This is a genomic window from Cyanobium sp. Alchichica 3B3-8F6 (genome assembly GCF_024346435.1).
Lineage (GTDB): Bacteria > Cyanobacteriota > Cyanobacteriia > PCC-6307 > Cyanobiaceae > Cyanobium_A.
The window spans coordinates 155904-181410 of record NZ_JAGQCZ010000003.1 but is presented as its reverse complement, the minus strand read 5'-3'; the positions used below and the strand labels follow the sequence as shown (position 1 = coordinate 181410).

Annotated in this window: 26 protein-coding genes; 11 read left to right on the top strand and 15 right to left on the bottom strand. The window is 67.4% G+C overall.

The window, feature by feature from the left end:
- Nucleotides 1-125: 125 nt before the first annotated feature.
- Genes queC through KBY65_RS04180 form a run of 4 tightly spaced genes read left to right on the top strand, consistent with a single transcriptional unit; the run spans nucleotide 126 to nucleotide 4629 of the window.
- Nucleotides 126-812, top strand: a complete 687-nt coding sequence (gene queC / locus KBY65_RS04195; protein ID WP_255000615.1) for a 7-cyano-7-deazaguanine synthase QueC — start codon at nucleotides 126-128, stop codon at nucleotides 810-812.
- The gene (locus KBY65_RS04190; protein WP_094558890.1) at nucleotides 809-2137 is read left to right on the top strand and encodes an anthranilate synthase component I family protein; all 1329 of its coding nucleotides are present in this window, start codon (nucleotides 809-811) and stop codon (nucleotides 2135-2137) included. The genes queC and KBY65_RS04190 overlap by 4 nt, the downstream gene beginning before the upstream one ends.
- On the top strand, nucleotides 2134-3027 hold the full coding sequence (locus tag KBY65_RS04185; protein ID WP_255000613.1) for an aminotransferase class IV: 894 nt from the start codon (nucleotides 2134-2136) through the stop codon (nucleotides 3025-3027). Before KBY65_RS04190 ends, KBY65_RS04185 begins: the two co-directional genes overlap by 4 nt.
- Nucleotides 3028-3045: 18 nt before the next feature.
- The gene (locus KBY65_RS04180; protein ID WP_255000611.1) at nucleotides 3046-4629 is read left to right on the top strand and encodes an APC family permease; all 1584 of its coding nucleotides are present in this window, start codon (nucleotides 3046-3048) and stop codon (nucleotides 4627-4629) included.
- On the opposite strand, the gene KBY65_RS04175 is transcribed toward KBY65_RS04180, so the two are convergent.
- The 11 genes from KBY65_RS04175 to KBY65_RS04125 all read right to left on the bottom strand — a co-directional run bounded on the left by KBY65_RS04175 (nucleotide 4599) and on the right by KBY65_RS04125 (nucleotide 14122).
- The gene (locus KBY65_RS04175) at nucleotides 4599-5072 is read right to left on the bottom strand and encodes a hypothetical protein (protein ID WP_255000610.1); all 474 of its coding nucleotides are present in this window, start codon (nucleotides 5070-5072) and stop codon (nucleotides 4599-4601) included. The genes KBY65_RS04180 and KBY65_RS04175 overlap by 31 nt on opposite strands.
- Before the next feature lie 97 nt (nucleotides 5073-5169).
- Nucleotides 5170-5931 carry an urea ABC transporter ATP-binding subunit UrtE gene (urtE, locus tag KBY65_RS04170; protein WP_255000609.1) on the bottom strand — a complete coding sequence of 254 codons (762 nt, stop codon included), beginning with the start codon at nucleotides 5929-5931 and terminating at the stop codon, nucleotides 5170-5172.
- Nucleotides 5928-6719: an urea ABC transporter ATP-binding protein UrtD gene (gene urtD, locus KBY65_RS04165; RefSeq protein ID WP_094558895.1), complete on the bottom strand. Its 792-nt coding sequence runs from the start codon at nucleotides 6717-6719 to the stop codon at nucleotides 5928-5930. Before urtD ends, urtE begins: the two co-directional genes overlap by 4 nt.
- Entirely contained in the window at nucleotides 6716-7852 is a 1137-nt protein-coding gene (gene urtC, locus KBY65_RS04160; RefSeq protein WP_094558896.1) for an urea ABC transporter permease subunit UrtC, read from the bottom strand. The genes urtD and urtC overlap by 4 nt, the downstream gene beginning before the upstream one ends.
- Before the next feature lie 3 nt (nucleotides 7853-7855).
- Nucleotides 7856-9013 (bottom strand): ABC transporter permease subunit, encoded by a 1158-nt coding sequence (locus tag KBY65_RS04155; protein ID WP_094558897.1) that lies wholly within the window; start codon nucleotides 9011-9013, stop codon nucleotides 7856-7858.
- Nucleotides 9014-9109: 96 nt separating this feature from the next.
- The gene (gene urtA / locus KBY65_RS04150) at nucleotides 9110-10402 is read right to left on the bottom strand and encodes an urea ABC transporter substrate-binding protein (protein WP_369801999.1); all 1293 of its coding nucleotides are present in this window, start codon (nucleotides 10400-10402) and stop codon (nucleotides 9110-9112) included.
- A gap of 198 nt (nucleotides 10403-10600) precedes the next feature.
- Complete coding sequence (ureG, locus tag KBY65_RS04145; protein ID WP_094558899.1) at nucleotides 10601-11197, bottom strand: urease accessory protein UreG; 597 nt, start codon at nucleotides 11195-11197, stop codon at nucleotides 10601-10603.
- 9 nt (nucleotides 11198-11206) lie between these two features.
- Nucleotides 11207-11923, bottom strand: a complete 717-nt coding sequence (locus KBY65_RS04140) for an urease accessory protein UreF (RefSeq protein WP_094558900.1) — start codon at nucleotides 11921-11923, stop codon at nucleotides 11207-11209.
- A complete protein-coding gene (gene ureE, locus KBY65_RS04135) occupies nucleotides 11913-12431 on the bottom strand; it encodes an urease accessory protein UreE (RefSeq protein ID WP_255000608.1) in 519 nt (172 codons plus the stop codon). The genes KBY65_RS04140 and ureE overlap by 11 nt, the downstream gene beginning before the upstream one ends.
- 58 nt (nucleotides 12432-12489) lie before the next feature.
- Complete coding sequence (locus tag KBY65_RS04130) at nucleotides 12490-13776, bottom strand: alpha/beta hydrolase family protein (protein ID WP_255000641.1); 1287 nt, start codon at nucleotides 13774-13776, stop codon at nucleotides 12490-12492.
- On the bottom strand, nucleotides 13709-14122 hold the full coding sequence (locus KBY65_RS04125) for an alpha/beta hydrolase (RefSeq protein WP_255000607.1): 414 nt from the start codon (nucleotides 14120-14122) through the stop codon (nucleotides 13709-13711). Before KBY65_RS04125 ends, KBY65_RS04130 begins: the two co-directional genes overlap by 68 nt.
- A 50-nt stretch (nucleotides 14123-14172) precedes the next feature.
- On the opposite strand from KBY65_RS04125, the gene KBY65_RS04120 reads away from it, so the two are divergent.
- The 7 genes from KBY65_RS04120 (at nucleotide 14173) to KBY65_RS04090 (ending at nucleotide 20931) form a co-directional block, all read left to right on the top strand.
- A complete protein-coding gene (locus tag KBY65_RS04120) occupies nucleotides 14173-15120 on the top strand; it encodes an urease accessory protein UreD (protein ID WP_255000606.1) in 948 nt (315 codons plus the stop codon).
- A gap of 51 nt (nucleotides 15121-15171) precedes the next feature.
- Nucleotides 15172-15474 carry an urease subunit gamma gene (locus tag KBY65_RS04115; RefSeq protein ID WP_094558904.1) on the top strand — a complete coding sequence of 101 codons (303 nt, stop codon included), beginning with the start codon at nucleotides 15172-15174 and terminating at the stop codon, nucleotides 15472-15474.
- Between the two features lie 15 nt (nucleotides 15475-15489).
- Entirely contained in the window at nucleotides 15490-15807 is a 318-nt protein-coding gene (locus KBY65_RS04110) for an urease subunit beta (protein ID WP_094558905.1), read from the top strand.
- Nucleotides 15808-15832: 25 nt separating this feature from the next.
- Nucleotides 15833-17545, top strand: a complete 1713-nt coding sequence (gene ureC / locus KBY65_RS04105) for an urease subunit alpha (RefSeq protein WP_094558906.1) — start codon at nucleotides 15833-15835, stop codon at nucleotides 17543-17545.
- 91 nt (nucleotides 17546-17636) lie between these two features.
- Nucleotides 17637-19088 carry a circularly permuted type 2 ATP-grasp protein gene (locus KBY65_RS04100; protein ID WP_094558907.1) on the top strand — a complete coding sequence of 484 codons (1452 nt, stop codon included), beginning with the start codon at nucleotides 17637-17639 and terminating at the stop codon, nucleotides 19086-19088.
- Nucleotides 19082-20041 (top strand): alpha-E domain-containing protein, encoded by a 960-nt coding sequence (locus KBY65_RS04095; RefSeq protein ID WP_094558908.1) that lies wholly within the window; start codon nucleotides 19082-19084, stop codon nucleotides 20039-20041. Before KBY65_RS04100 ends, KBY65_RS04095 begins: the two co-directional genes overlap by 7 nt.
- The gene (locus KBY65_RS04090; RefSeq protein ID WP_254988312.1) at nucleotides 20026-20931 is read left to right on the top strand and encodes a transglutaminase family protein; all 906 of its coding nucleotides are present in this window, start codon (nucleotides 20026-20028) and stop codon (nucleotides 20929-20931) included. Before KBY65_RS04095 ends, KBY65_RS04090 begins: the two co-directional genes overlap by 16 nt.
- On the opposite strand, the gene KBY65_RS04085 is transcribed toward KBY65_RS04090, so the two are convergent.
- From KBY65_RS04085 to KBY65_RS04065, 4 genes are all read right to left on the bottom strand, one after another.
- Nucleotides 20888-21364: a redox protein gene (locus KBY65_RS04085; RefSeq protein ID WP_094559194.1), complete on the bottom strand. Its 477-nt coding sequence runs from the start codon at nucleotides 21362-21364 to the stop codon at nucleotides 20888-20890. The genes KBY65_RS04090 and KBY65_RS04085 overlap by 44 nt on opposite strands.
- 161 nt (nucleotides 21365-21525) lie before the next feature.
- Nucleotides 21526-22314, bottom strand: coding sequence for a uroporphyrinogen-III C-methyltransferase (cobA, locus tag KBY65_RS04080; protein ID WP_254988311.1), 789 nt, complete (start codon nucleotides 22312-22314; stop codon nucleotides 21526-21528).
- Nucleotides 22311-23675, bottom strand: coding sequence for a CbiX/SirB N-terminal domain-containing protein (locus tag KBY65_RS13860; protein ID WP_094558911.1), 1365 nt, complete (start codon nucleotides 23673-23675; stop codon nucleotides 22311-22313). The genes cobA and KBY65_RS13860 overlap by 4 nt, the downstream gene beginning before the upstream one ends.
- A 78-nt stretch (nucleotides 23676-23753) precedes the next feature.
- On the bottom strand, nucleotides 23754-25301 hold the full coding sequence (locus tag KBY65_RS04065; RefSeq protein WP_255000605.1) for a ferredoxin--nitrite reductase: 1548 nt from the start codon (nucleotides 25299-25301) through the stop codon (nucleotides 23754-23756).
- Nucleotides 25302-25507 lie beyond the last annotated feature (206 nt).

Genomic DNA, 25507 nt, shown 5'->3' with positions numbered 1-25507 from the left:
GGTTGCACTGCCGCCATCGTGGCGGGATTGAGCGCCGCTGGCCTCAGGGAAGATGTACATCTGTACAACCTCTGTGAGCGACGCGCGAACCAGACCCTCGCCCTGGCCGTTTCGCATCCGTGACCATGCCCACTCCGCCCCTGGCCATCGCCCTGCTCTCCGGCGGTTTGGATTCCGCCACCGCCGCGGCCCTGGCGGGCGAGGCCGGCCACCGCGTGATCGGGCTCTCCTTCGATTACGGCCAACGCCACCGCCGCGAACTGGAAGCCGCCACGGAGCTGGCCGTCGCCCTGGGCCTCGAGGAACACCACACCATCGCCGTCAACCTGGCGGCCTGGGGCGGCTCTTCCCTCACGGATGGAGCCCTGGCCATCCCCATCGATGGCGTCGAGGCAGGTGTGATTCCCAGCACCTACGTGCCGGGCCGCAACACTGTGTTCATCGCCCTGGGGCTGAGCCTGGCTGAAGCCCGCGGCGCCGAGCGGCTGGTGCTGGGAGTAAACGCCGTCGACTACTCCGGCTATCCCGACTGCCGCCCCGACTACCTGGCCGCCTTCCAGACCCTGGCCAACCTGGCCAGCAAGGCCGGTCGCGAAGGCCACGGCGCCCAACTCTGTGCGCCGCTGGTGAGCTGGAGCAAGACGCGCATCGTGCAGGAAGCCCTGCGGCTGGGGGTGCCGATTGCGACCACCTGGAGCTGCTACGCCGGCGGCGAGCAACCCTGCGGCGTGTGCGACAGCTGCCGCATCCGCGATGCCGCCCTGATCGAAGCCGGACGACCCGACCTGGCCAGCCACCCGACGGCCCCATGAGCCAGCGCCACCCCCTGTCCTGGCGGGAGCCCTGGCCGTTGGTGCAGGCCCTGGCCGCGGCACTGGGCAGCGAAGGGCTGGTGTGGCTCGATGGCGATGGCAGCCCCCAGGGCCGCTGCAGCCGCCTGGGCCTGGCACCACTGGAGCAACGGGTGTGCCGAGGGTTACCGGGCCAGGCCGGGGCAGAGGATCCCTTTGCCGAGTTGGCCGCCCTGGCCGAGGGCGGCGGCCACTGGATGGGCTGGCTGAGCTACGAAGCCGGGGCCTGGGTGGAACCGGCCTCCCACTGGCATCACCCCGACATGGCCCTGCTCTGGGCCGCCCGCCACGACCCGGTGCTGGTGATCGACCACGAGGCCCGGGAGCAGTGGCTCGAAGGCGAAGATCCAGCCCGGCTGGCCGCCTTTGCGGCGCTGCTGGCTGGCCTGGATCTGGACGGGGCAGGCACCCACACCCCGGCAGGCCCGCCACTGGCAGCCATCCCCCCGACGGCCTGGCACTGGCACACCCCACCCGAGCGGTTCGCCGAGCAGGTGGCGCAGATCCTCAGCTGGATCGCCGCCGGCGATCTCTTTCAGGCCAACCTCACCGCCTGCTGCGAACACCAGCTGGAGGGCGCCGCCGATCCCCTGGTGCTCTACAGCCGCCTGCGCCGCGCCTGCGCCGCACCCTTTGGCGGCCTGGCGATCGCTGGTGCCGCTGCGGCCGGAGAAGCGGTGCTGTCGGCCTCGCCGGAGCGCTTTCTGCGGGTGGATGGGGCCGGGCTGGTGGAAACCCGGCCGATCAAGGGCACCCGGCCGCGCCACCGCGACCCCGAGGCCGATGCGGATGCCGCCGCCGACCTGGTCTGCAGCCCCAAGGACCGGGCCGAAAACGTGATGATCGTCGATCTGCTGCGCAACGACCTGGGCCGGGTGTGTGTGCCGGGCTCGATCCAGGTACCCCAGCTGGTGGGTCTGGAGAGCTACCGCCAGGTGCACCACCTCACCTCCGTGGTGCAGGGCCAGCTGCGGCCCGGGCTCGCCGCGATCGACCTGCTGCGGGCCTGCTGGCCGGGGGGGTCGATCACCGGCGCCCCCAAGATCCGCGCCTGTGAGCGGCTGCATGGCCTTGAGCCGGTGCCCCGCGGGCCCTACTGCGGCTCCCTCTTCCGGTTGGGGAGCGATGGCAGCTTCGACAGCAGCATCCTGATCCGCTCACTGCTGCTGCGCGGCCAGCGGCTGCGGGCCCATGCCGGCTGCGGCATCGTGGCCGACTCCGATCCCGGCGGGGAAGCCGAAGAACTGGGTTGGAAGCTGCAACCGCTGCTGGAGGCCCTGGCATGAGCAGTCCAGCTGCGACCATCGCCTGGCTGGCCGACCCCTCGGGGCCAGGGTGCTGGGGCCCGCCGGAAGATCTGGCGCTGCCGATCAGCGATCGGGGCCTGCTGCTGGCCGATGGCGTGTTTGAAACGCTGCTGGTGGAGGGGGGCCGCGCCTGGCTGCTGGAGGAGCACCTCGATCGCTGGCAGCGCTCCGCTGCCCTGCTGGCCCTGCCGCCCCCACCGGGCGTGGCGATCGTGAAACCCCTGATCACAGAAGCCAGCCGCCGCAGTGGCATCGGCAGTGGCATCAGGAGTGGCGCCCTGCGGCTCAACTGGAGTCGGGGCAGCGGGGGCGCCGGCGGGGGGGGAAGCCGGGGGATCGCCATTCCCAGTGCGTGCACCCCGAGCTTCTGGCTGCAGCTCAGTGCCATCGAGCCGTGTTTTGAGCCGGTGCGGGTGATCGTCAGCCCCACCGAAGAGCGCAGCGCCACCAGCCTGCTGAGCCGTTGCAAGAGCTTCGCCTACGGGCCCTCGATCCAGGCCCGCCGCCAGGCCCGCGAAGCCGGCGCCGACGACGCCCTGCTGCGCAGCACCGCTGGCGGGCTCTGCTGCGGCACCACCGCCAACCTGCTGGTGCGCCGCAACAGCACCTGGATCACGCCGCCGCTAAGCCATGGCTGCCTGCCGGGCGTCATGCGGCAGCGGGCTCTCGATCGCAGCCTGCTGGTGGAGCAGCCGATCCAGGAGCAGGATCTGGCCCGCTGCGAAGCGGCCTGGTTGATCAACAGCCTGGGCTGCCGGCCGATCAGCCACCTGGATGCCACCCCCTTGGCCGGCGAGGGCACAGGCGGCAGCCTTGGCGCTGAGGCCGAGACGTTCTGGCGGCAACTGCTCCTGCCCAGTCGAGGATGATCACTTGATGATCCGTTGATGACCAGCTCCGGACTCTCCCGCCAGCTGGGCCTGCGCAGCCTCACCCTGGCCGTGGTCACCAGCACCATCGGCTCGGGCTGGCTGTTTGCCCCCTTCTATGCCGCCCGCAGTGCCGGCCCGGCCGCCCTCGGCGCCTGGCTCTTGGGCGGCGTGCTCGCCTTCAGCCTGGCCCTGGTGTTTGCCGAGCTGGGCTCCCTGGTGAGCAGTTCCGGCGCCCTGGCCCAAATCCCCCTGCTCACCCACGGCCGCACCGCCGGCTTCATCGGCGGCTGGAGCGCCTGGATCGCCTACCTGGCCCTGCCCACCATCGAGGTGCTGGCGGTGTTGCAATACCTGGCCAGCAGCTTTCCCTGGCTCACCGTGGCGGCCACCACCAGCCAGGGCGGGGCCGGCCAGGTGCTGAGCGGCCCAGGGCTGGCCCTGGCCACGGCCCTGCTGATGGTGCTGGCCTGGATCAACCTGGCGGGCGTGGGCTGGTTGGCCCGCTGGATCGATGGGCTCACGGCCTGGAAGCTGGCCATCCCCCTACTGATCTCGATCACACTGATGCTGGCCTCGGGCCATTGGGGCAACCTGCGCGCCATCCCCCAGGCCCCCGCCCAAACCTTGCAGGGCATGGTCACGGCGATCAGCAGCGGCGGCATCCTGTTTTCCCTGCTGGGATTCCGCACCGCCATGGATCTGGCTGGCGAGGCCCGCCGGCCCCAGCGCACCGTGCCCCTGGCGATGGCTCTCGGCCTGGGCATGTCCCTGGCCGTCTACGTGATCCTGCAGTTGGCCTTCCTGGTGTCCGTTCCCCCCGACCAGCTCACTGGCGGCTGGGCCCGGCTGCAACTCAGCGCCCATGGCGGACCGCTGGTGGCCCTGGCCATGGGCCTGGGCCTCGGCTGGGTGGCGCGGCTGCTGCTGCTTGATGCGGTGATCTCCCCCAGCGCCACGGCCATGACCTACATGGGCGCCTCGGCCCGGGTGGGCTGGATGATGGGGCGCTGTGGGCTGCTGCCGGGCAGCCTCGGACGACTCAACCGTCAGGCCGTACCTTCGGTGGCGCTGCTGGTGAGTTTGGCCATGGGGGTGCTGATGCTGCTCAGCGGCCCCAGCTGGCAAACCGTGGTGAGCTTCCTAACGGCCACCTTGGTGATCGCCCTGGCCATGGGCCCGGTGAGCCTGATCGCCTTGCGAAAGCAGCTGCCCCAGGCCCACCGCGCCTACCGCCTGCCCGGTGCCCGCCTGTGGTGCCCCGCCGCCTTCGTGCTGGCCACCTGGGCGATCAGCTGGTGCGGCAGCAGCGCCCTGCGCGGCGCCAGCCTGATCGTGCTGGTGCCGGCGAGCCTGTTTGCTCTGGCTGATCGGCAGCAACTGCGCCAGGGCCTGTGGTGGTTTCTCTACCTGGGCGGCATCGTGGCCATCACCAGCATCGAGCTGGGGCTGACGAGCCAGCTCAGCGTGTTGGCGGCCTGGGCCCTGGTGGTGTTTCCCATCGCCACCCACTCACGGCTGGCGCAGGCCCACCCGGATGCCCAGGTCGAGCCCACTCAGTTGCAACCCGATCAGTTGCAGCCCATCGTCGAGATGCGGTAGGTGAAGCCGGTAGCGGCTTGATCGGCACTGGCGCCGATCTTGAAGTTGAGCTGGCTCACGGTCTTGCCGGGGATCGCCGGGAAGGGGCCCCACATCCGACCCGTTCCCACCTGGGGTGCAAACGACTCGTTGATCACCTGCAGGCTGGAGCCATCGGTGAACTTCAGGTATCCCTGAATCGGATAGGTGGCACTCACCGAGGAGTTGGCGGTGAAGAAAAACTTGTAGCTGCCGTAAGGCTGGGTGACGAAGAAATCGGTGTTCCAGTTGGGGCGGCCAAAGGGATTGCCCGGCCCAATCGTCTTGGTGATGATGTTGGTGACGCCATCGCCACCAACGGGGGCCAGGAACTGACAGGTCTGCGCCTGGGCCGGCAAGGAGCCCGCCAGGAGACCTGTGCTGCAGAGACCTGCGGCGGCGGCGGCAACAAAAAAAGAGCGCATCAACAATCCAAAGCGTGAACTTGAGGCCCAGTCCTAGCCAGGGAGCAGGGACTCGACAACCAACCCGTCACCAGGCCCAATCACCAGACCCAAAGCTTCAAACGCTCAGGAAACGCTGGATCATCTCCTTGCTGAGGTCGGCGGTGGAGCCACTGGCCACGATGCCCCCCTTCTGCATGGCGTAATACCAATCGGCCTGGCGCACGAAGCTGGCGTGGTGCTCGACCAGCAACACGGAAATCCCCGTCTCGCGAATGATCCGAGCCACGGCGCGCTGAATGTCGAGCACCACGGAGGGCTGGATGCCTTCGGTGGGCTCATCGAGCAGCAAGAGGCGGGGCTTGCCCAATAGGGCGCGGGCAATCGCCAGCTGCTGCTGCTGGCCGCCGGAGAGGTCGCCACCGCGGCGGGCCAAAAACATTTCCAACACGGGAAACAGCTCAAACACCAGCGGATCGATGTGGCGATGGCGCGCCATCCCCCCCGGTAGAGCTTCCAAGCCCAGCAACAGGTTTTCGCGCACGGTGAGCTGGGGGATGATCTCCCGCCCCTGGGGCACGTAGCCGATGCCGGCCCGGGCCCGGCGATGGGGCGGCAGACCGCCGCAGGCGCTGCCAGCCAGGTCGATGCGACCGCTGCGCTGGGGCACCAGACCGATGATCGACTTGAGCAGGGTCGTCTTGCCGACGCCATTGAGCCCGATCAAGCAGGCCATCTGACCGGGCGCGATCGACAGGTCGACGTTGCGGAGGATATGGCTCTCCCCGTAGTAGACGTTCAGCCCGCGCACGCTCAGCAGGTGGCCGGCCTCGTCCTGGGGGGGATAGGAGTGAGAGGTCATGGTGGGGGAAGAGATCATGCGTCTGCCTCAACGCCGCTGTCCTCGACGCCGCTGTCCTCGACACCGAGGTACACCTCAATCACGCGGGGATCGCTCTGCACTGCATCCATCGGGCCCTCACACAGCACGTGGCCCTCGTGCAGCACGGTGACCGGGCAATCGAGCTCGCGGATGAAGTCCATGTCGTGCTCAATCACCAGCACGGTGTGGTCACCGGCCAGGCTGCGCAGCAGAGCCCCGGTGCGCTCGGTTTCCTCCTCGGACAGGCCGGCGACGGGCTCATCCACCAGCAGCACGTAGGGATCCTGGGCCAGCAACATGGCGATCTCAAGCCACTGCTTCTGGCCGTGGGACAAGCTGCCAGCCCGCTGGGAGGCATGGGCCTCCAGACCAACCACCGCCAGCAACTGCTGCACCCGATCGCGCTGGCGGCTGTCCAGACCGCCGAACAACAGGCTGAAGGGGGCGTGGCTGCCCTTCACGGCCAGCTCGAGATTGCGCCGAGGGGTGAGGTTTTGATACACCCGTGGCGTTTGAAACTTGCGGCCGATGCCGAGCCGGGCGATGCGGTGCTCGGCAATCCCCAGCAGCGAGCGCCCTCGAAACACAACATCCCCTTTGGTGGGGCGCACCTTGCCGGTGATCACATCGAGGAAGGTGGTTTTGCCAGCACCATTGGGACCGATTACGGCCCGCAACTCACCGGGAGCCAACGACAGATTGAGGTCGTTGAGCGCCAAGAAGCCATCGAAGCTGACGCTCACCTGGCGCAGTTCAAGCACTGGGGTGGAAGCGGACACCGTCATGGGGCACCTCCGGGGATAGAGCCAAGGGCCTCGCGTTCGGCCTGCACGGCGGGGTCGAGATCCAGGCCGGGATAGGTGGGTGCCAGTGGCGGCCAGCCCACCATCGCCTGGATCTGACGGGGGCCGCCCTGGCGCCACCAGCCGACCAGACCATCGGGCAGGGCCGTGACCACCAACAGGAACAGACCACCCTGGATGAACAACCAGGTTTCCGGCAGCTGCTCACTCACCAGGCTCTTGGCGTAGTTGATCAGCACGGCGCCGAGCACCGCACCGATCAGGGTGCCGCGGCCGCCCACCGCAACCCAGATCACCATCTCGATCGAGAAGGGCACCGCCATGTATTGGGGCGAGACGATGCCCGACTGCACGGTGTAGAGCGCACCGCTGACACCAGCCATGGCACCCGCGATGGCGAACACCAGGGTCTTGTAGGCGGTGGGGTTGTAGCCGGTGAAACGCAGCCGCGGCTCGTCGTCGCGGATGGCGATCAGGGCATCGCCAAAGCGGCCGCGGGTGATCCAGCGGCACAGCGCCCAGGCTGCCACCACCAGCACCAAGGTGAGCCAGAAGAGGTTGCGCTGCATGGCGTCGCTGCCCACCAGCTCCCCGAAAATCCGAGCCGTATCAGTTTTGAGACCGTTGGTGCCGTTGATCAACTTCTGCTGGCCATTGAAGAAGTTGAAAAACACCAGCAAGGCCGCCTGGGTGAGGATCGAGAAATAGACCCCCTTGATGCGGTTACGAAAGACCAGGTAGCCGAGCACTCCGGCCACCAGGGCCGGCAGCACCCAGATGCATAAACCGGTAAACAGCGGTGAATGGAAGGGTTGCCAGAAAGCCGGCAGGGCCTTCACGCCATACAGGCCAAAGAACTCCGGCAATTCACCGGGTGGCAAGGCAAGCAGCTGCAGGTGCATGCCAACGGCATACCCACCGAGGGCAAAGAAAATGCCTTGCCCCAGGCTCAGCATCCCGGTGAAGCCCCAGATCAAATCGATCCCCAGGGCCACAATCCCCAAGGAAAGAAAACGGCCCAGCAGATTGAGCCGGAACGGCGGCAGGATCGCCGGAAGAATCAGGCCGGCTGCCACAAGCAACAGCCAGGGCAGCCAGGTGCGCCATTTCGCCATGGCTCAGGCCTCCACCATGCGGCCCTTCTGCGGAAACAGACCAGCCGGCCTGAACTGCAGAAACACCACAACCAAAGCAAACACGAGCACCTTGGCCATCGAGGTGGTGGCGAAGAAGGTGATCAGCTCATTGAGGCCAGCGGGCATGGCGGGCCACACCAACAACAGCGAACCCGAACCGATCACGTAGCTGAGCACGCCGATGCCCAGGGCCGCCACCACGGTGCCGAGGAGTTTGCCAACCCCGCCGAGCACCACCACCATGAAACAGTCGACGATGTAATTGCCGCCCAGGTTGGGGCCTACCGAACCCAGCAGGGTTACCGCCACACCGGCCACACCGGCCAAACCGGATCCCACCAAAAAGGTGAGCGCGTCGACGGTTTCGGTGGGAATCCCCAGGCAGTCACTCATCGAGCGGTTTTGGGTGACGGCGCGAATGCGGATCCCCCAGACACTCTTCTGCAGAAACCAATGCACGGCCACCAGGGCCAGGGCCGTGAGGGCAATGATGAATAGACGGGCCGTGGGCATGTTGACGGCACCGAGATCGACCGAGCCCCGCAACCAAACCGGTGCGGTGACATCAATGTTGCGGGCACTGAACCAGGGCTGATCCAGCACCCGCACGCCACCCAAACCAGAAGCCAGGGCGATGCCAACCAGGCCGGCGATCACCCAAGTGGCCACTCCAAGCACAGGCGCCCAGCGGCGCTGCCCCCAGGGCCTGGGCAACAGCCGCGGCGCCACCAGGCCCAGGGCGACGGCCACCAGCAGGCCAATCACAAAAGCACTGCTCACCGATCGCACGAACTGCTGCAGGATCAGGCTTACGCCCCAGGTGGCCAGCAACGTTTCCAGGGGCCGGCCATAGAGACGACGAATCACCGTTTTCTCCAGCAGCAAACCAGCCAGGCCACTCACCAGAAAGGCCAGCGGAATCGCCACCAGGATGTAGAGCGGGAAGATCCCCTGTAGCGGTCCATTTTTGAAGAGGTTTTGCACCACAAACGTGGTGTACGCGCCCAGCATCATCAACTCGCCGTGGGCCATGTTGATGACACCCATCAAGCCGAAGACCACGGCCAATCCCAGGGCCGCCAGCACCAGCACCGAGCCGATGGCCAGGCCGTTGAAGAGTGTGTCGTAAAGAAGATCCATGGCGCCCAGTAGGGCTCAGCAAAGGGAAATCACAGGAAATAAAAGAGGGGGAGACAATGCTCCCCCCGGTCATGACGCAATTGGCGAGCCCAGGGCTCACATCTTGAACTTGCCAGCGTCGGGGCGGTTCTGGGTCCAGTCGCAGGTGAAGCCCTTGGTTTCGGGCACGTACTGATTCCAGGCCACGGGCTTCACGAAGCCTTTGTTCTCGAGGATCTTGAACATGCCATCCTTCTGCACCTCACCGATCAGCACGAGCTTCTCGACGTGGTGGTTGGGCTGCACGGTCACCTTGCCCTCGGGAGCATCGAAGCTCACCCCAATCAGGGCCTCGCGCACCTTGTTGTCATCAACGCTATTGGCCTTCTCGGCAGCAGCAGCCCAGAGGTACACCATCATGTAGGCGGCTTCAGCGGGATCACTGGTGACCCGGCTGTCGCCGTACTTGGCCTTGAAGTTTTTGGTGAACTCCTTGGAGGCCGGGGTGTCGAGGCTCTGGAAGTAGTTCCAGGCCGCATAGGTGCCTTCGAGATATTCAGGACCAATCGCGGCGATCTCCTCTTCGGCGATCGAGAAGCTCATGATCGAGTAGCCATTGGCCGGGGTGATCCCAGCGGCCTTCATCTGTTTGAAGAAGGCCACGTTGCTGTCGCCGTTGAGGGTGTTGACGATCACACCGCCCTTGGGCAAGGCCTGCTTGATCTTGGCAATGATCGGAGCCACTTCCGTGTTGCCGAGGGGCAGGTAGTCCTCGCCCACCACCTTGCCGCCGTTGGCCTTGAGCTGCTCCTTCATGATCGTGTTGGCGGTACGTGGATACACGTAGTCCGAGCCCACCAGGAAGAAATCTTTGCCCTTGTTCTGCAGCAGCCAGTCTACGGCAGGCTCGGCCTGCTGGTTGGGTGCTGCACCGCTGTAGAAGATGTTCTTGGAACACTCCTGACCTTCGTACTGAATCGGGTAGAAGAGGAAGTGGTCCTTGGCCTCAAACACCGGCAGCATCGCCTTGCGGCTGGCGGAGGTCCAGCCACCGAAGACGACGGCCACCTGGTCCTGATCGATCAGCTTCTTGGCCTTCTCAGCAAAGGTGGGCCAATCGGAAGCACCGTCTTCCTCAACAGGGACGATCTTGAGCTTCTTGCCATCGACCAACACCCCACCCTTGGCGTTGATCTCATCGATGGCCATCAACTCGGCTTCGGCCACCGTGTTTTCGGAGATGGCCATGGTGCCGGAGCGGGAGTGAAGGATGCCCACCTTCACTTCGCCGTCAAAGTCCCCGGAGGCCTGCTCACCGCCACCACAGGCCACCAGCGACAGGCTGGCCGCCACCGCCGTGGCACCGGCGACATAACGGAAGGCCGCCTTGCGCATGAGGGAAGGATGCATAAAAACTCCTACGAAAAAACCGCTGAATGTGCCGCTGCTGTTCAGCGGTGCTGTGGAACGTATCCAGCCGAACGGGTTGCGCTGTGTAGCGGTTGCAACGATTCCTTCAACCGCTGCAACGAAGGCATCAACACAACTGAATCCATCACAACAAAGCAACATTCAGCGGCAGCGCTGTCTGTGGCGATGGCTACCAAATCAGGGCAACTGGGCCCACAGAAACTGCTCCACAGCATCCAGCCCCTCACCAGTGCGGATGTTGGTGAAGCACCAGGGGCGCCCGCCACGCATACGCTCGGTGTCGGCCTCCATCACCGCAAGGCTGGCGCCCACCATCGGCGCCAGGTCGATCTTGTTGATCACGAGCAGGTCGGAGCGGGTGATGCCCGGCCCGCCCTTGCGCGGGATCTTGTCGCCGGCGGCCACATCAATCACGTAAATGCAGAGGTCCACGAGCTCGGGGCTGAAGCTGGCGGCCAGGTTGTCGCCGCCGCTCTCCACCAGCACCAGATCCAGATCGGGAAACGCCGCCTCCAGCTCCGCCACCGCCGCCCGGTTGATCGAGCAGTCTTCGCGGATGGCGGTATGGGGGCAGCCGCCCGTTTCCACACCGCGGATGCGCTCGGGCTCCAGGGCTCCTGCGCGGGTGAGGAACTGGGCGTCCTCCTGGGTGTAGATGTCGTTGGTGACCACCGCCAGCTGCAGCCGATCGCGCAGCCGCCGGCAGAGGGCCTCCACCAGGGCGGTTTTGCCCGAGCCCACCGGCCCGGCCACGCCCACCCGCAGCTTGCTCATCCAGGGCCCTCAGCTGCGAAACAGCCTGGAATAGAGCTCGGCATGGCGCAACTGGGCCAGGCCCGATCCCACGCCTCCGCTCCAGAGCGCATCAGGATCAGCGACCGCCAGCTCAGCGGCGCGGGCGGCAATCAACGGCGCCAGCCCGAGCTGCAACCGCTGGCCCTCGGTGGCCCCCAGGGGTACAAGGCGCACGGCGGCGCTGATCTGGTTGGCCGTCCAGCCGTAGAGATAAGCCTCCTCCAGCGCAGGGGAGCCGATCTCCAGGCACAGCCCCGCCCAAGCGAAGGCCGCCGGCCAGGCCAGGGATGGCGGCGCTGCCCCAGGCTCCAGCTCTGGCAGGGGCCAGCCCAGATCAGCCAGCAGCTGCAGCAGCGACGCCCCCATCTGGCGCTGCTGAGCCCGCAGCTCCGGTGCTTCCCGCAGGGCCAGCAGCCACCCATCAAGATCGCGCATGGCTGTGGCCCCGCCGGCATCGCCCTGACGCCAGCGCTCCAACCCCTCAGCCAGCGCAGCGAGGGCGGCAGCTTCCAGCGCCAGGGTGCCCCGCTCCAGTTCGGCCCGCAGCCAGGGCAACAGGGCCGCTGCATCGCTCAGGCGACCCTGCTGAACCAGCACCTCCAGGCCCTCGGAATAGCTGAAGGCGCCCACCGGCAGGGCCGGGCTCACCAGCTGCAACAGCCGCAACCGGGCCGCCGCCGGCCCGCCGGCCCCCTCAGTGGTCATGGTCACTGGCATGGGAATGAGCGTGCCCCGCATAGGCCCCCGCTTCCGGGCAGAACGGTGCCCGCAGCCGCCGCAACTCAAGCCCGCGATGCTCCAGCAGATCGGCCAGCACGCTGTCGTGGAGCAGCAGCAACCGATCGGCGTGGATCTCCATCGCCACGTGGCGATTGCCCAGGTGATAGGCCGCCTGCAGCAGGGCCAAGCTGTCGTGCGAGCCAATCTCCAGCACATCCTCCTCAGCTGCCACCACCTCCACTGCCACCCCCGGCGAAGACACCCCCAGCGAGGCGTCAGAAGCCTGCGCCGGCAACAACCACTCACCCGGCCGCAGGGGTTCCTGGCGGGGGAGCTGCAACAGCACCTCCTGGCCTTCCTGGCACACCCGCCATCCTCGCAACTGGCTGCGCTCGTGGGCTCGCAGCGGCAGGCGCCAGTGCTGGGCCAGCTGGCCCGGCCTGGAGGCCTCGCGGGCAATCAGCTGAAGTGGCCCCGGGAGCTGGTCAGCCATGGCAGCCAATGGGTGTGCAGTGGTCCTTCCAAGCGTGATCCATCCTGGAGCGATCCAATTAAGGCGTGAGGCGGGGATCCTGCACCACCTCAAGCAGCTTCTGGCGGCTCAACTGGGAACGCACCACCAAGGGCAGGGGATCGGCGCCCATCGTCACGCCGCCCTCTTTCTGCGCTGACGGCACCAGGGCCGGGGCCGGGCCGTCCGTGCGCAGATGACGATCAAAAAAGGCCAGGCTCAAACCCCGCAGCTCTGTTCGGGCCAAGGCCCTGTCCGGCCCCAGCAGAATCGCGGGCAAGCTGGCAGGGCCATCCAGGAACGAGAGATGAGTGCCGTGCTGCTGCATCACCAGCAGGGAATCCGGCTGCCTGATTGCCGAATAAGGCACAAGCTGCTGGGACGCAGCCGGAGCAAACACATCCTGGCTGCCGGCGATCACCAGCAGGGGTACCGCCACGTCTGCCATCGACGCCGCACTGAAGATCGGATTGGTGACCGGGTTCACGGCCACGGCCACCCGCACCCTGGGATCGCGGAAGTCGCGCCGCTCCACCACCTCGCCAGGGGCCTGGCACTGCCAGATCACCGCTGGATTCAGCACTAGCCGGGCGGGATCCGCCAGGGCCCTACAGCCCTGCTTGAGGTGGTCCCAATCGAGGCTGGCGCCAGCCAGGGCCACCGCGGTGTAGCCACCGAGCGACTGGCCCAGCACCCCCACAGCATCGGTGCGCACCCGTTCACCCCAACGGCTCTGCACCTGATCGATCAGGTCGCTCACGGTGTGGGGTTGGCCGTACCAGGCGTTGGGCTGGGGAATCGTGCCGGTGCCCCGAATCGCCGCCTGTATCGCCTGGCCACTGGTGAAGGGGAAGTTGAGCGCAGCCACCGCATAGCCGTGGGACGCCAGGTGCTGGCCCAGGTAGAACAGGGCGTTCATCTCTGTGTTCAAGCCGGGGGCCAGCACCACAAGGGGGGCTGGGGCCGGAGCCTGCGGCAGGTAGGCCAGGGCCTCGACCTGGCTGCCATCACGACCAACGAACCCAAAGGATTCGGTGCTGAAGTGGCGTTGCCCTGAACCTGCCCAGGCCTCCAAACTGAAACCATCCGGCGGCGATCCAGCGCCCAGCGCCAGCATGCGGGGATACAGCTGACTGAGCAGATTCTGTTCGTGGCTGATCTGCTCAGCCAACGACTGCACCGCCGCGAGATTCACCCCCAGGCTCGGCAGCGGATAGGCCTCCAACACATCAATCAGCCGCAGCTGTCCATCGCCCGCCTCAGCCGCCGCCTGGATCAAGGCGGACGACACAGCGGCCTGGGCAACAGCCGGGGGCCGATCCAGCACCTTCACCAACTGCTGAAGAATGCGCTCCCCCAGCGGCGGTGGAGAGAAAGTTGGCCACCATCACCGTCGTGACGGGGAGCAGCTGGCTCAGGGCGGTGCGCAGGTCCTCACGCTGGACTGGCTTGAGGCGATCGAGAAAGAAGCGCAGGTCGGGGTTGATCGCACCAGTCCGGGCGAAATCCGCCAGGGCCGGCACCGCAACCGAGCGTTCCAGCTCCCCCAGTCGGGCCGTGACCCGCTGGGCTGCCGATGCCGGCGCGCCTGCCAGGCTGCAGCCAGCCAGCAGGAACGCCAGCCGCCATGACCAGCTCCATCGCCAGCGTTCTCTCCATCGCCAGCGTTCCATGGTGATGGCCTTACACAAAATCACCCTAGGAAAGAGGCTCGAACGCGCCAATGGTGGCTTTGCAAGCAGCAGAAGCAACAGCCGAATCCTCCTGGCAGGCCAAGGCCTGGCTGGAACTGGATCGGCCCGGCTCCGACGGCGCTGGCGAGCGGGTGCAGCACCAGGCCGGAGCGCGCGCCCCACTGAAGTGGCTGCGGGCCACCCACCACAGCGATGGCTCGCTGGAATTGCCCCTGCTGCACACCGCCGGCGGCCTGGTGGGGGGCGACCGGCTGGAGCTGCGGGTGCACAGCCACAACCAGGCCCGGGCCCTGCTTACCAGCGTGGCGGCCCAGAAGGTGTATGGATCGGTCGGGCGCTTCCGCAGCCAGCCCCAGGGCCGCTGGGCTCACCAACAGCTCAGTTTTGAGCTGGACGGCCACAGCTGGCTCGACTGGATGCCGCAGGAACTGGTGATGTACAGCGGCGCCCTGCTGGAGCAGCGGATCGCCGTGCGCCTGGCCGAGGGCGCCAGTTTCCTGGCCAGCGACGTGGTGCGACTGGGCCGCAGCTCCGCCGGAGAAGACCTGGGGGAGGGCTGCTGGCGCTCGCGACTGGAGATCAGCCGCCGGAGCGGCAACAGCAATCGTTGGGAACTGGTCGATGCGGTCAGCCTGGACAGGACCAGCCTGGACGGGGAGCACGGCATGGCCGGCCAGCCGGTGTTCGGCACGCTGGTGTGGATCGCACCGAGCACCCTCGACCCGGCGAGCCGCGCCGCCGTGCTGGCCCAGGCGCGCAACAGCAGGGCAGGCCTGAGCGGCACCATGGCCTGCGGCCTGCTGGAGTCGGGGCTGATAGCCCGCTACCGGGGAGACTCAAGCCAGGCGGCCCGGTTCTGGTTCACCCGCATCTGGTCGGGCGTCCATCAGGTGTGTGGCCATCCCGCCCCGCCGATCCCGCGGGTGTGGCCGTTTCAGGAACAGCCCCTGGCAGCACCCCCAGGAGGTTCAAGCTGAACGGGACGCCAGAGCCCGTCCCTGCCAGAGTTGGGCCATGCGAATTGGGCGATGCACCTCACCCCCCAGGAAAAGGACAAGCTGCTGATCGTCACCGCCGCCCTGCTGGCGGAGCGGCGGCTGAACCGCGGCCTGAAGCTCAACCACCCCGAGGCCGTGGCCTGGCTCAGCTTCCAGGTGCTGGAAGGCGCCCGCGATGGCAAAAGCGTGGCTGCCCTGATGGCCGAGGGCAGCACCTGGCTCAGCCGCGACCAGGTGATGGAAGGCATTCCAGAGCTGGTGAGCGAGGTGCAAATCGAAGCGATGTTTCCCGACGGCACCAAGCTCGTGACCCTGCACGACCCCATCCGCTGATCCCCCCACACCCTGATGGCCCCCCTGATCCCCGGCGAACTGCTCCCCGAACCCGGCGACCTCGAGCTCAACGCCGGCCGGCCCGTCACCACCGTGCTGGTGGCCAACAGCGGCGATCGGCCGGTGCAGGTGGGATCCCACTTCCACTTCCATGAGGCCAATAGCGCCCTCAGATTCGACCGTGACGCCACCCGCGGCCTGCGACTCGACATCCCCGCCGGCACGGCGATCCGCTTCGAGCCCGGCGACAGCCGCGAGGTGCAGCTGGTGCCGTTTGCCGGCGAGCGCCGCGTGTTCGGCTTCAACGGCCTGGTGAACGGCCCCCTCGACTGACGCGCGACCCCCGCATCCCCAACCCATGGCCTACCGCATCTCCCGCCGCGCCTACGCCGAGACCTACGGCCCCACCACCGGCGATCGGCTGCGGCTGGCCGACACCGAGCTGATCCTGGAGGTGGAGCAGGACTTCACCGTTTACGGCGATGAGGTGAAATTCGGCGGCGGCAAGGTGATCCGCGACGGCATGGGCCAGGCCCAAACCACCCGAGCCGAAGGTGCCGTGGACACGGTGATCACCAACGCCCTGATCCTGGATTGGTGGGGGATCGTGAAGGCCGACATCGGCATCCGCGACGGCCGCATCTGCGCCATCGGCAAGGCCGGCAACCCCGACACCCAGGCCGGCGTGACCATCGTGGTGGGCCCCGGCACCGAGGCGATCGCCGGCGAGGGCCACATCCTCACCGCCGGCTCGATCGACAGCCACATCCACTTCATCTGCCCCCAGCAGATCGAAACGGCCCTGGCCAGTGGCGTCACCACCCTGCTGGGCGGCGGCACGGGCCCGGCCACCGGCACCAACGCCACCACCTGCACCCCCGGCGCCTTCCACCTGGCCCGCATGCTGCAGGCCGCCGAGGGGCTGCCGGTGAACCTGGGCTTCTACGGCAAGGGCAACGCCTCCACCCCCGAGGCGCTCGAGGAGCAGGTGCGGGCTGGCGCCTGCGGCCTCAAGCTGCATGAAGACTGGGGCACCACCCCGGCGGCGATCGACTGCTGCCTCACGGTGGCCGACCAGCTCGACGTGCAGGTGTGCATCCACTCCGACACCCTCAACGAGGCGGGTTTCGTGGAGGACACCATCCGGGCCATCGGCGGCCGCACCATCCACACCTTCCACACCGAAGGGGCCGGCGGCGGCCACGCCCCCGACATCATCAAGATCTGCGGCGAGGCCAACGTGTTGCCCAGCAGCACCAACCCCACCCGGCCCTACACGGTGAACACCCTCGAGGAGCACCTCGACATGCTGATGGTGTGCCACCACCTGGATCCCAAGATCCCGGAGGATGTGGCCTTCGCCGAATCGCGCATCCGCCGCGAAACGATCGCCGCCGAAGACATCCTCCACGACCTGGGCGCTTTCTCGATCATCGCCAGCGACTCCCAGGCCATGGGCAGGGTGGGCGAGGTGATCACCCGCACCTTCCAGACCGCCCACAAGATGAAGGTGCAGCGCGGCCCGCTGCCGGAAGACAGCTCACGCAACGACAACACGCGCCTGAAACGCTACATCGCCAAAACCACGATCAACCCGGCGATCGCCCACGGGCTCGACTCCCAGATCGGCTCGGTGGAGGTGGGCAAGCTGGCCGATCTGGTGCTGTGGAAGCCGGGCTTCTTCGGCGTGAAACCGGAGCTGGTGATCAAGGGCGGCTCGATCGTGTGGGCCCAGATGGGCGATGCCAACGCCTCGATCCCCACACCTGGCCCGGTGCACGGCCGGCCGATGTTCGCCGCCTTTGGCGCGGCCCTAGCCCCCAGCTGCCTCACCTTCTTGAGCCAGGCGGCCCTCGATGCCGATGTGCCCCGCCAGCTGGGCCTGAAGCGGCCCTGCGTGCCGGTGGTGAACACCCGGAGCGGCATCGGCAAGGCCGCGATGAGGAACAACACTGCCCTGCCCAAAGTGGAGGTGGACCCCCAGACCTACGAGGTATTCGCCGACGGCCAACTGCTCACCTGCGAGCCCGCCGAGGTGCTGCCGATGGCCCAGCGCTACTTTCTTTTGTAGCGAGATCTGCTGTTGCTGATCTTTCGTAGCAACCCACACCGGCACTGACCCCCACGGCTGGACATGATCCCGCCACGCCCAGTGGTCCGGCATGTTTACCGAATACAAACCCAGTGGGGGCTACGACGAATACTTCAGCGCCGTCGATGTGCCGCGCAGCGCCCTGAGCCCCCTGCTGTCCTCCCTGGGCCAACTGGGCCTCGATGAACTCAACCGCAACCACGCCGCGGCCGGCGTGCTGCTGCGGCGCCTGGGGGCCACCTTTCGCCTCAACGGCTCCGGCAGCCATGTTGGTGAGCGCATCCTTCCCTTCGACCCCCTGCCCCGCCTGATCAGCAGCGGCGACTGGCGGACCCTGGAGCGAGGCCTGTTTCAGCGCCTCGAGGCCATTGACCTCTTCTTGGCCGACGTCTACGGGCCCCAGCGGATCCTGGGCGACGGCGTGATTCCCCGCGAAGACGTCGAAAGCTCCCAGGGCTGGCGCCCCCAGCTGCAGGGATTCGAGCCGCCCCTGGGCCGCTGGTGCCACATCTCCGGCCTGGATCTGGTGCGCGACGGCCAGGGCACCTGGCGCGTGCTGGAAGACAACCTGCGCTGTCCCTCAGGCGTGGCCTACTTCCTGGAAAACCGGCGGGTGATGAAGCGGATGTTCCCGAGCCTGTTCTCAGGGCGCACGGTGCAACCGATCGACGACTACCCCTCCCACCTGCTGCAGACCCTGCGGGAGCTCGCCCCCTGGACCGACACCCCCAAGGTGGTGCTGCTCACCCCCGGGGTGTTCAACAGCGCCTATTTCGAGCACAGCTACCTGGCCCAACAGATGGGCATCCAGCTGGTGGAAGGGCGCGATCTGGTGTGCCAAGACGACCGGGTGTGGATGCGCAGCACTGCCGGCCTCGAACCGGTGGATGTGATCTACCGGCGCATCGACGACGACTTCCTCGATCCAGCGGTGTTCCGCAGCGATTCGATGCTGGGAGTGCGCGGCCTGATGTCGGCCTACCGGGCCGGCCGGGTGGCGATCGCCAATGCGCCCGGCACCGGCGTCGCCGACGACAAGCTGATCTACGCCTACGTGCCGGAGATGATCCGCTACTACCTGGGCGAAGAACCGATCATCGAAAACGTGCCCACCTATCTCTGCTCCCGGGAGGACGACCGCACCTATGTGCTGGCCCACCTGGGTGAGCTGGTGGTGAAGGCGGTGGCCGAGGCCGGCGGCTACGGCATGTTGATTGGCCCCCATGCCAGTGGCGAGGAGATCGCTGAATTCGCCGCCAAGATCCAGGCCGATCCCCGCAATTACATCGCCCAGCCCACCCTGGAGCTCTCCACCGTTCCGTCGTTGAGCGAGGGCGAACTGTTCCCCTGCCACGTCGATCTGCGGCCCTACGTGCTGCGCGGCAAGGGGGCCTGGGTCAGCCCCGGCGGCCTCACCCGCGTGGCCCTGCGCCGGGGTTCGCTGGTGGTGAACTCCTCCCAGGGGGGCGGTTGCAAGGACACCTGGATCGTCAGCGAGAACGAGGAGGCCTTGCCATGCTGAGCCGCGTTGCCGATTCGCTCTACTGGATCAACCGCTACGTGGAGCGAGCCGAAAACATCTCGCGCTTTGTGGAGGTGAGCGAAGCCATGGCACTCGACTGCCCGCCCGGCAGTGCCGAGCCCTGGTTGCCCTTGGTGGATGCCAGTGGCGAACGGGAGCTGTTTGATCGCCTCTATCCAACCGGTGGAGCCGACCAGGTGGTGGAGTTTCTGGTGCGGGCCGAGGACAACCCCAACAGCGTGGTGAACTGCATCGCCATCGCCCGGGAAAACGCCCGTCAGATCCGCGAGGTGATCACCACCGAAATGTGGGAGCAACTCAACGACATCTATTGGACCCTGCTCGACAACGAGGGCTTCTGGAAGCAGCCGCCCCAGGAGCAGCTGCGCGACATCCGCCGCGCTTGCCAACTCTTCTATGGCATCACCGATGCCACCCTCAGCCGCGACCTCTCCTGGCAGTTCAGCCGGCTGGGACGGGTGCTGGAGCGGGCTGAAAAAACGACCCGCATCCTCGATGTGAAGTACTTCCTGCTGCTGCCCTCCCCCGATGAGGTGGGTGGCGTGCTGGATGAACTGCAGTGGATCTCCCTGCTGCGCAGCGCCGGGGCTTATCAGATGTTCCGCCAGTCGCGCCAGCAGGCGATCGAACCCAAAGCGGTGGCGTCCTTTCTGCTGCTCGACCCGATCTTCCCGCGGTCGGTGCGCTACTGCCTCGAGCGCATCAACGAAGCCCTCAAGATCGTGCGCGGCCAAGCAGTGCCTGGGGCTCCGGATGATCTGGAATGCCTCAGTGGGCTGACCCTGGCCCGCTGGAGCTACACCTCCATCGACGAGCTGATCGCCGGAGGACTGCATGAATCGATTGACGCCCTGCAGAGCGACCTCAACCGACTCCATGATCTGATCGAGCAGCGCTACTTCATCGCCGAGCCCGCATGCGTGCCCGCGTAATCCACACCTTCACCTACCGGTACAGCGCACCCGTGCTGCTGGGACCACACCGCTTCTGCCTGAAGCCCAGGGGCCATGGATTCCAGCGACTGTTGGATTTCCAGCTGGCCATCAGCCCGGAGCCGGGGCGGCTCTATCCCCTAGTGGCGGCCAGTGGTGATGAGATTTTGCGGGCCCGCTTCAGTGGTGCCGCAGACGCCTTCACCGTGCGGGCCAGCAGCCTGGTGGACACCGAAACAGCGCCGCTGCTGCAGGCCTGCCTGGAAGACAACGAGCCGCTGCTGCCCTATCCGGTGGGCCATCTGAACGGCGACCTGGCCGGCAGCCTCGAGGGCTGGCTACCCAATGGCCAGCACGATCCCGCGGCGGTGGACGTGGCCCAGGAAGCCCTGATGGGGAGCGATCAGCGGGCCTTGATGTTTCTGCAGCAGCTGGTGGAAATGATCCAAGACCGGGTCAAATACACCCAGCGCCACGTGGGCCCCGCCTGGCCTGCCGGGCGCACCCTCAAGGAGCGGGTGGGCTCCTGCCGCGACCTGGCCATGCTGATGGTGGAATCCTGCCGCTGCGTCGGGCTGCCGGCCCGCTTCGTGAGCGGCTACCACCTGGTGGAGCCGAAACCCGAGCGCTACGACCTACACGCCTGGGCGGAGGTGTACCTGCCCGGCGCCGGCTGGCGGGGCTTCGACCCCAGCGGCATAGGTGTGATCGACGATCGCTACATCACCCTGGCCACCTCCTCCAAGCCCGAACTCACGGCCGCCATCACGGGCAGCTTCTCCGGCCCCGCCGGCGTTGAAAGCGCCCTGGAGTGGAGCATTGAAGCGGAGATTGAGGAGCCGGCGCTTACCAGCTCACTCCATGCAACTTCGGCAGGGGTGCCGTCTTGAAGGTGGTGGCAAACAGCCGGGGAATGCGACGGCTGTTGTAAACGCGGAATTCGCGCAGCACCGATGCACCCTCCTCGCGCACGGCCTGGTTGAGCACCACCGAGCCATCGTGATCGGACACCGAGCGATGGAAGGTGCCGGGGGGAATGCGCAGGATGTCGCCACCGGTCTCGAGGCGCACGATGTGGAAGGGATAGTTCCAGCCGAAATTCACCAGATAAAAGGTGCGCCCGCCATGCAGGGCCAGCAGGTTGTCCTCCTGGTGGGGATGCAGATAGAACTGCCAGGCACCAGTCTTCTCCTCATCGGGGGGGCTAACCGCCGGACCGGAGTGGATCACCAGATCGCGGGCATTCGAGCTGGCGACGGTGATGTCGAAAAAGCGAACTGCCGGGGTATCGCGAAACTTCTCATAGGGGACCAGCTCAAACATCGGCGCCGTCTTGGGGGTGGCGGACATGGGAAGAGGTGCCGACCAACCGGCACCAAAGCAATGGCTTAATGAACCGTACGACCCCTGATCCCGGCCGTTGCATCGACTACCCAATCCCCGTTCCCACAGGCCAGTTCCCTGGCTGGTTGCGCGTGGCTGGCTCAGAAGGGGATCGGCATCTCCACCGCCGCCGGCTCGGGAGCACAGGACGCCACCCGTTGATTCACCACTTCCCCGATCACCACGATCGAGGGGGAGGCCAACTCCGCGCGGCACACCTCAACCGCCAGCTGGGCCAACTCGGCAATCACCCAGCGCTGGCCGCGCACCGTGCCCTGTTGCACCGCAGCAGCGGGCGTCGACGGATCGAGGCCACCGGCGATCAACTCTTCGCAGATGTGGGGCAGGTTGTGCAGCCCCATGTAGATCACCAGGCCGTCGCTGCTGCGGGCTAGGCCGCGCCAGTCGACGCTGGGCCGGGCCTTGTCGATCTCCTCATGGCCGGTCACAAACGTGACGGAGCTGCCGGCCCGCCGGTGGGTCACGGGAATGCCCACGTAGGCCGGAGCAGCGATGCCCGCGGTCACCCCCGGCACCACCTCCACGGGCACCCCCTGGCGCTCCAGGTGGGCGGCCTCCTCACCGCCGCGGCCAAACAAAAACGGATCGCCGCCCTTGAGGCGCACCACGCAGCGGCACCGGCCCGCCAGCTCCACCAGCACCGCATTGGTGGAGGGCTGGGGCACCGAGTGGTGGCCGCGGCGCTTGCCCACGAAATGCTTCTCGGCGCTGTCCGGCACCAGGGCCAGCACCTCGCGCGGCACGAGCGAGTCGTACACCAGCGCGTCGCACTGCTGCAGCAGGCGCTGGGCCTTCACCGTGAGCAGATCGGGATCCCCCGGGCCCGCCCCCACCAGATACACCGTGCCCGGCGGGTTGGCGCCGCTCATGGCAGGGCCTCCAGCTCGGCCAGCAGCAGCTGACGAAAGCGAGCGCGCTGCAACAACGGCGGACCCACCAGGGAGGCGAGGCTGTCGGTCAGCCGGTTGGCGGCCAGGGCCAGGGGCAGCAGGGGCGGCGGTGCTGGAGCGCCGGCGATCGGGGCTGGGATCAGGCTGCTCAGGAGACCCTCGCCACTGGGGTCACTGTATGAAGCGGGCACGCAGCGGGCGCCGGTGCACGCCTCCAGATGGGCGAGGAAACGCCGGGCCAGAGGGCCCTCCAGGGGATGGTGCAGCAGCAGGGGCTGGGGGGGCGGCTGAGCGGGTGGCTGGGCCGCTCGCTCGCACAGCTCCGCCATCTCGGCGGCCAGGGCGCGTTGCCAGGCGGGCCAGGCGCCTAAGAAAGGCAGCCGCCGCACGGGGCCCTGAAGCCGCCAATGGGCGGCAATGGCGGGAATGTCGTGGCGCACATGGCCGCCTGGCAGGAGCATCAGGGGCACCAGGGTGAGCGGCAACGCGCTGGCCTCGCCCACAGCAGCAGGTCGCCCGGGGGGCTCGCCGGTGAGGGCCTGTAGCAACACCGGCGCTCGCCGACGCCGCTCCAGCTCAGCCGCCAGCTCCAGCAGCTCCGGAGGCACCACCCCGCCGGCGCGGCCGTGCACCACCAGCAGCAGGGAGCTGGCCAGGGCCTGGGGGAGGGACAGAGCCGCCAGCCGCCGCTGACGCCGCTGCTCCACCGCAGCATCCAGGGGCACACCTGCCAGGGCGACCAACTGGGCACGGGCCGCGGGCAAACGGGCCAGCAAATCGACGGCTGCAGCGGCGAGCGACGAATCGTGGTCGGTGGCGAGGCGGCGCAGCCAGTTGGCCAGGGCGGCCTGCGGCCAGGCACTGAGGCCAACGGCCAACCCCTCCAGGGCCGCGCGCCGCACCGCACCGGGCTGCGGAGCCAAGGCCCAACGGGCCAAGAGCGCCCCGTCCTGGGGCTGGCGCTGGAAGCCCAGCAACGGCAACAGGCAAGCGCTCATCTCAGGGGCTCCAGACTGGTCTGGACTGGCCAGGCGATCCCGCAGCCAGGCCGCCAGCAAAGGATCGCGAACCCCGCCGATCAGTGCCGGCCAGCGGGGATCAGGGCTGGGTAGCTGCCACCACCAACGCAGCAGGCGCAGGGCCGATGGCCCATCTAGGCGTTCTGCCAGCACCGTGAGGACGTCGACATCGACGGCAACGGAGCCAGCCTCAATCGCGGCCACCCAGCCAGCGGCTTGCCACCCGGACGTCCGGCGCCAGCGCTGCAGCTCCGGCAAGCGATCCGGATGGCCGCAAGGTGGCAACCGCAACGGCGCATCGGCGTGGTTCAAACGATGCATACCGCCGGGTCGGGAAAGCTTGGCAAAATGGCGAGGCTGCGGTGCTGGATCTGGCCCCGGAGAGGTTGGATCAACAATTCACGCTGGCATTGGCCGGCGGCGGGCGCCGAAGCGCTCCACCAGCAACTGCTCCAGCACATCCGGCAGGTCGCTGAGCGGCACGCCCTTGTCGTGCAGCTCGGCCAGCTTCGGCTCGGCATCCATCGAGCCGCCCAGAAAAATCTTGGCGGCCTCCACCATCTCGCCGTCCTTGCGGGCCTTGGCACCCATCAGGCCGATCTGGCCCATGTAGGGCTGGCCGCAGGCGTTGGGGCAGCCGGTCCAGTGCATGCGCACCGCATGGGGCAGCTCGACGCGCTGCTCCAGCTCCTCCAGCACCGCCTGGGCCGCGCCCTTGGTGGGGATCAGAGCGAAGCTGCAGTAGGCGTTGCCGGTGCAGCTCACCGCCTCGGCCTGCAGGGGCGAGGGATCGGGGCGGAAGCGCTGCAGCAGCGGTTCGGCCAGCAGGGCCTCGAGACGCTCGGCCGGCACATTCACAATCAGGGCGTTCTGGGCCTCGGTGAGCCGCAGCTCGCCGCTGCCATAGATGCGGGCCAGCCGGGCCAGCTCCACCATCCCCTCGGCATCCAGGCGCCCCATCGGCACATGCAGCCCCGCCCAGTGCAGGCCCTGCTGCTTTTGAGATTGCACACCCAGGCCATCGCGGGGCGCCCGGGTCACCAGATGGCTGCCGTCGTGGGCGGCAGCGGTGGCGGGATCGCCGCCTAACTCCGCCCAGGTGCTGAGCACCGCCTGGCGATAGCTCTCCACACCCAGCTGGTCGATCAGATACATCAACCGGCTCTTGTTGCGCTGCTGGCGATTGCCGGAGCGCTCGTAGTGGCGCAGCACCGCCAGGGTGAAGCCGGGTAGCTGCTCGGCCGGCAGCCACAGCCCCAGCGGGATCGCCAGTTCGTTGCGCTGGGCCGAGAAGAAACCGCCCACCATCACCGTGAAGCCCAGCGCGCCGTTGTGGTGGGCCGGCAGGAAGGCCAGGTCGTTGTGGAGCAGAAAGCTGTCGGGGGCGCCGCCGACGGCCACGTTGAACTTGCGGGGCAGGTTGCGCGGGCCGGCCGGACCCAGCAGCGCCGCCTGGATGGCGTCCACCAGGGGCCGGGTGTCGACGATTTCCTCAGGATCGATGCCGGCCAGGGGATTGCCGGTGACGTTGCGCGGGTTGTCGTGGCCCGACTGGCGGCTGGTCAGTCCCACCCGCTCCAGCGCCGCCATCAAGGGCGCCATGTCTTCGAGCAGCAAGCCCCGCAGCTGGATGTTCTGGCGGGTGGTGAGGTCGGCACTGCCGTGCTCGCCGCAGCGGTCGATCACATCGGCCAGCACCGCCAGCTGCTCGGCGCTGATCACGCCATTGGGCAGGCGCAGCCGCACCATAAAGCGCCCAGGGGTCACCGGCCGGAAGAAGATGCCCAGCCACTTCAGCCGGATCGTGAGGGTGGCCTCGTCCAGGGCTTCCCAGCCCTGGCGGCCCAGCTCCTCCAATCGGGGCGCCAACTCGAGGCCGCAGAGATCGGCTTTGGCCTGCTCCACCTTGCTGAGCACAGGCGGGGAAGAAACAGAAACGCTGGTCATTGGCGGCAGCGGGGGCGCAAAGGAACGTCGGACGTCCCAAGCAGGCCGGGAAGGGCCTGTGGGACCCGAGCAAGCGCCGATGAGAGCTACGCCGTCGGGAACAAAAACAGGGAAGTGGCACCCATGGCGGCGGCGCAGACTTCCGTGCTGGATGATTTCCTTGCTGAAAATCAACGAGATTGTGCGCTGAGGCGCCCGCTGTCCGT

Bases quoted from the DNA above. Each gene is read 5' to 3' on its own strand.
- queC (WP_255000615.1), top strand. From the start codon at position 126: ATGCCCACTCCGCCCCTGGCCATCGCCCTGCTCTCCGGCGGTTTGGAT.
- KBY65_RS04190 (WP_094558890.1), top strand. From the start codon at position 809: ATGAGCCAGCGCCACCCCCTGTCCTGGCGGGAGCCCTGGCCGTTGGTG.
- KBY65_RS04185 (WP_255000613.1), top strand. From the start codon at position 2,134: ATGAGCAGTCCAGCTGCGACCATCGCCTGGCTGGCCGACCCCTCGGGG.
- KBY65_RS04180 (WP_255000611.1), top strand. From the start codon at position 3,046: ATGACCAGCTCCGGACTCTCCCGCCAGCTGGGCCTGCGCAGCCTCACC.
- KBY65_RS04175 (WP_255000610.1), bottom strand. From the start codon at position 5,072: ATGCGCTCTTTTTTTGTTGCCGCCGCCGCCGCAGGTCTCTGCAGCACA.
- urtE (WP_255000609.1), bottom strand. From the start codon at position 5,931: ATGATCTCTTCCCCCACCATGACCTCTCACTCCTATCCCCCCCAGGAC.
- urtD (WP_094558895.1), bottom strand. From the start codon at position 6,719: ATGACGGTGTCCGCTTCCACCCCAGTGCTTGAACTGCGCCAGGTGAGC.
- urtC (WP_094558896.1), bottom strand. From the start codon at position 7,852: ATGGCGAAATGGCGCACCTGGCTGCCCTGGCTGTTGCTTGTGGCAGCC.
- KBY65_RS04155 (WP_094558897.1), bottom strand. From the start codon at position 9,013: ATGGATCTTCTTTACGACACACTCTTCAACGGCCTGGCCATCGGCTCG.
- urtA (WP_369801999.1), bottom strand. From the start codon at position 10,402: ATGCATCCTTCCCTCATGCGCAAGGCGGCCTTCCGTTATGTCGCCGGT.
- ureG (WP_094558899.1), bottom strand. From the start codon at position 11,197: ATGAGCAAGCTGCGGGTGGGCGTGGCCGGGCCGGTGGGCTCGGGCAAA.
- KBY65_RS04140 (WP_094558900.1), bottom strand. From the start codon at position 11,923: ATGACCACTGAGGGGGCCGGCGGGCCGGCGGCGGCCCGGTTGCGGCTG.
- ureE (WP_255000608.1), bottom strand. From the start codon at position 12,431: ATGGCTGACCAGCTCCCGGGGCCACTTCAGCTGATTGCCCGCGAGGCC.
- KBY65_RS04125 (WP_255000607.1), bottom strand. From the start codon at position 14,122: ATGGAACGCTGGCGATGGAGAGAACGCTGGCGATGGAGCTGGTCATGG.
- KBY65_RS04120 (WP_255000606.1), top strand. From the start codon at position 14,173: ATGGTGGCTTTGCAAGCAGCAGAAGCAACAGCCGAATCCTCCTGGCAG.
- KBY65_RS04115 (WP_094558904.1), top strand. From the start codon at position 15,172: ATGCACCTCACCCCCCAGGAAAAGGACAAGCTGCTGATCGTCACCGCC.
- KBY65_RS04110 (WP_094558905.1), top strand. From the start codon at position 15,490: ATGGCCCCCCTGATCCCCGGCGAACTGCTCCCCGAACCCGGCGACCTC.
- ureC (WP_094558906.1), top strand. From the start codon at position 15,833: ATGGCCTACCGCATCTCCCGCCGCGCCTACGCCGAGACCTACGGCCCC.
- KBY65_RS04100 (WP_094558907.1), top strand. From the start codon at position 17,637: ATGTTTACCGAATACAAACCCAGTGGGGGCTACGACGAATACTTCAGC.
- KBY65_RS04095 (WP_094558908.1), top strand. From the start codon at position 19,082: ATGCTGAGCCGCGTTGCCGATTCGCTCTACTGGATCAACCGCTACGTG.
- KBY65_RS04090 (WP_254988312.1), top strand. From the start codon at position 20,026: ATGCGTGCCCGCGTAATCCACACCTTCACCTACCGGTACAGCGCACCC.
- KBY65_RS04085 (WP_094559194.1), bottom strand. From the start codon at position 21,364: ATGTTTGAGCTGGTCCCCTATGAGAAGTTTCGCGATACCCCGGCAGTT.
- cobA (WP_254988311.1), bottom strand. From the start codon at position 22,314: ATGAGCGGCGCCAACCCGCCGGGCACGGTGTATCTGGTGGGGGCGGGC.
- KBY65_RS13860 (WP_094558911.1), bottom strand. From the start codon at position 23,675: ATGCATCGTTTGAACCACGCCGATGCGCCGTTGCGGTTGCCACCTTGC.
- KBY65_RS04065 (WP_255000605.1), bottom strand. From the start codon at position 25,301: ATGACCAGCGTTTCTGTTTCTTCCCCGCCTGTGCTCAGCAAGGTGGAG.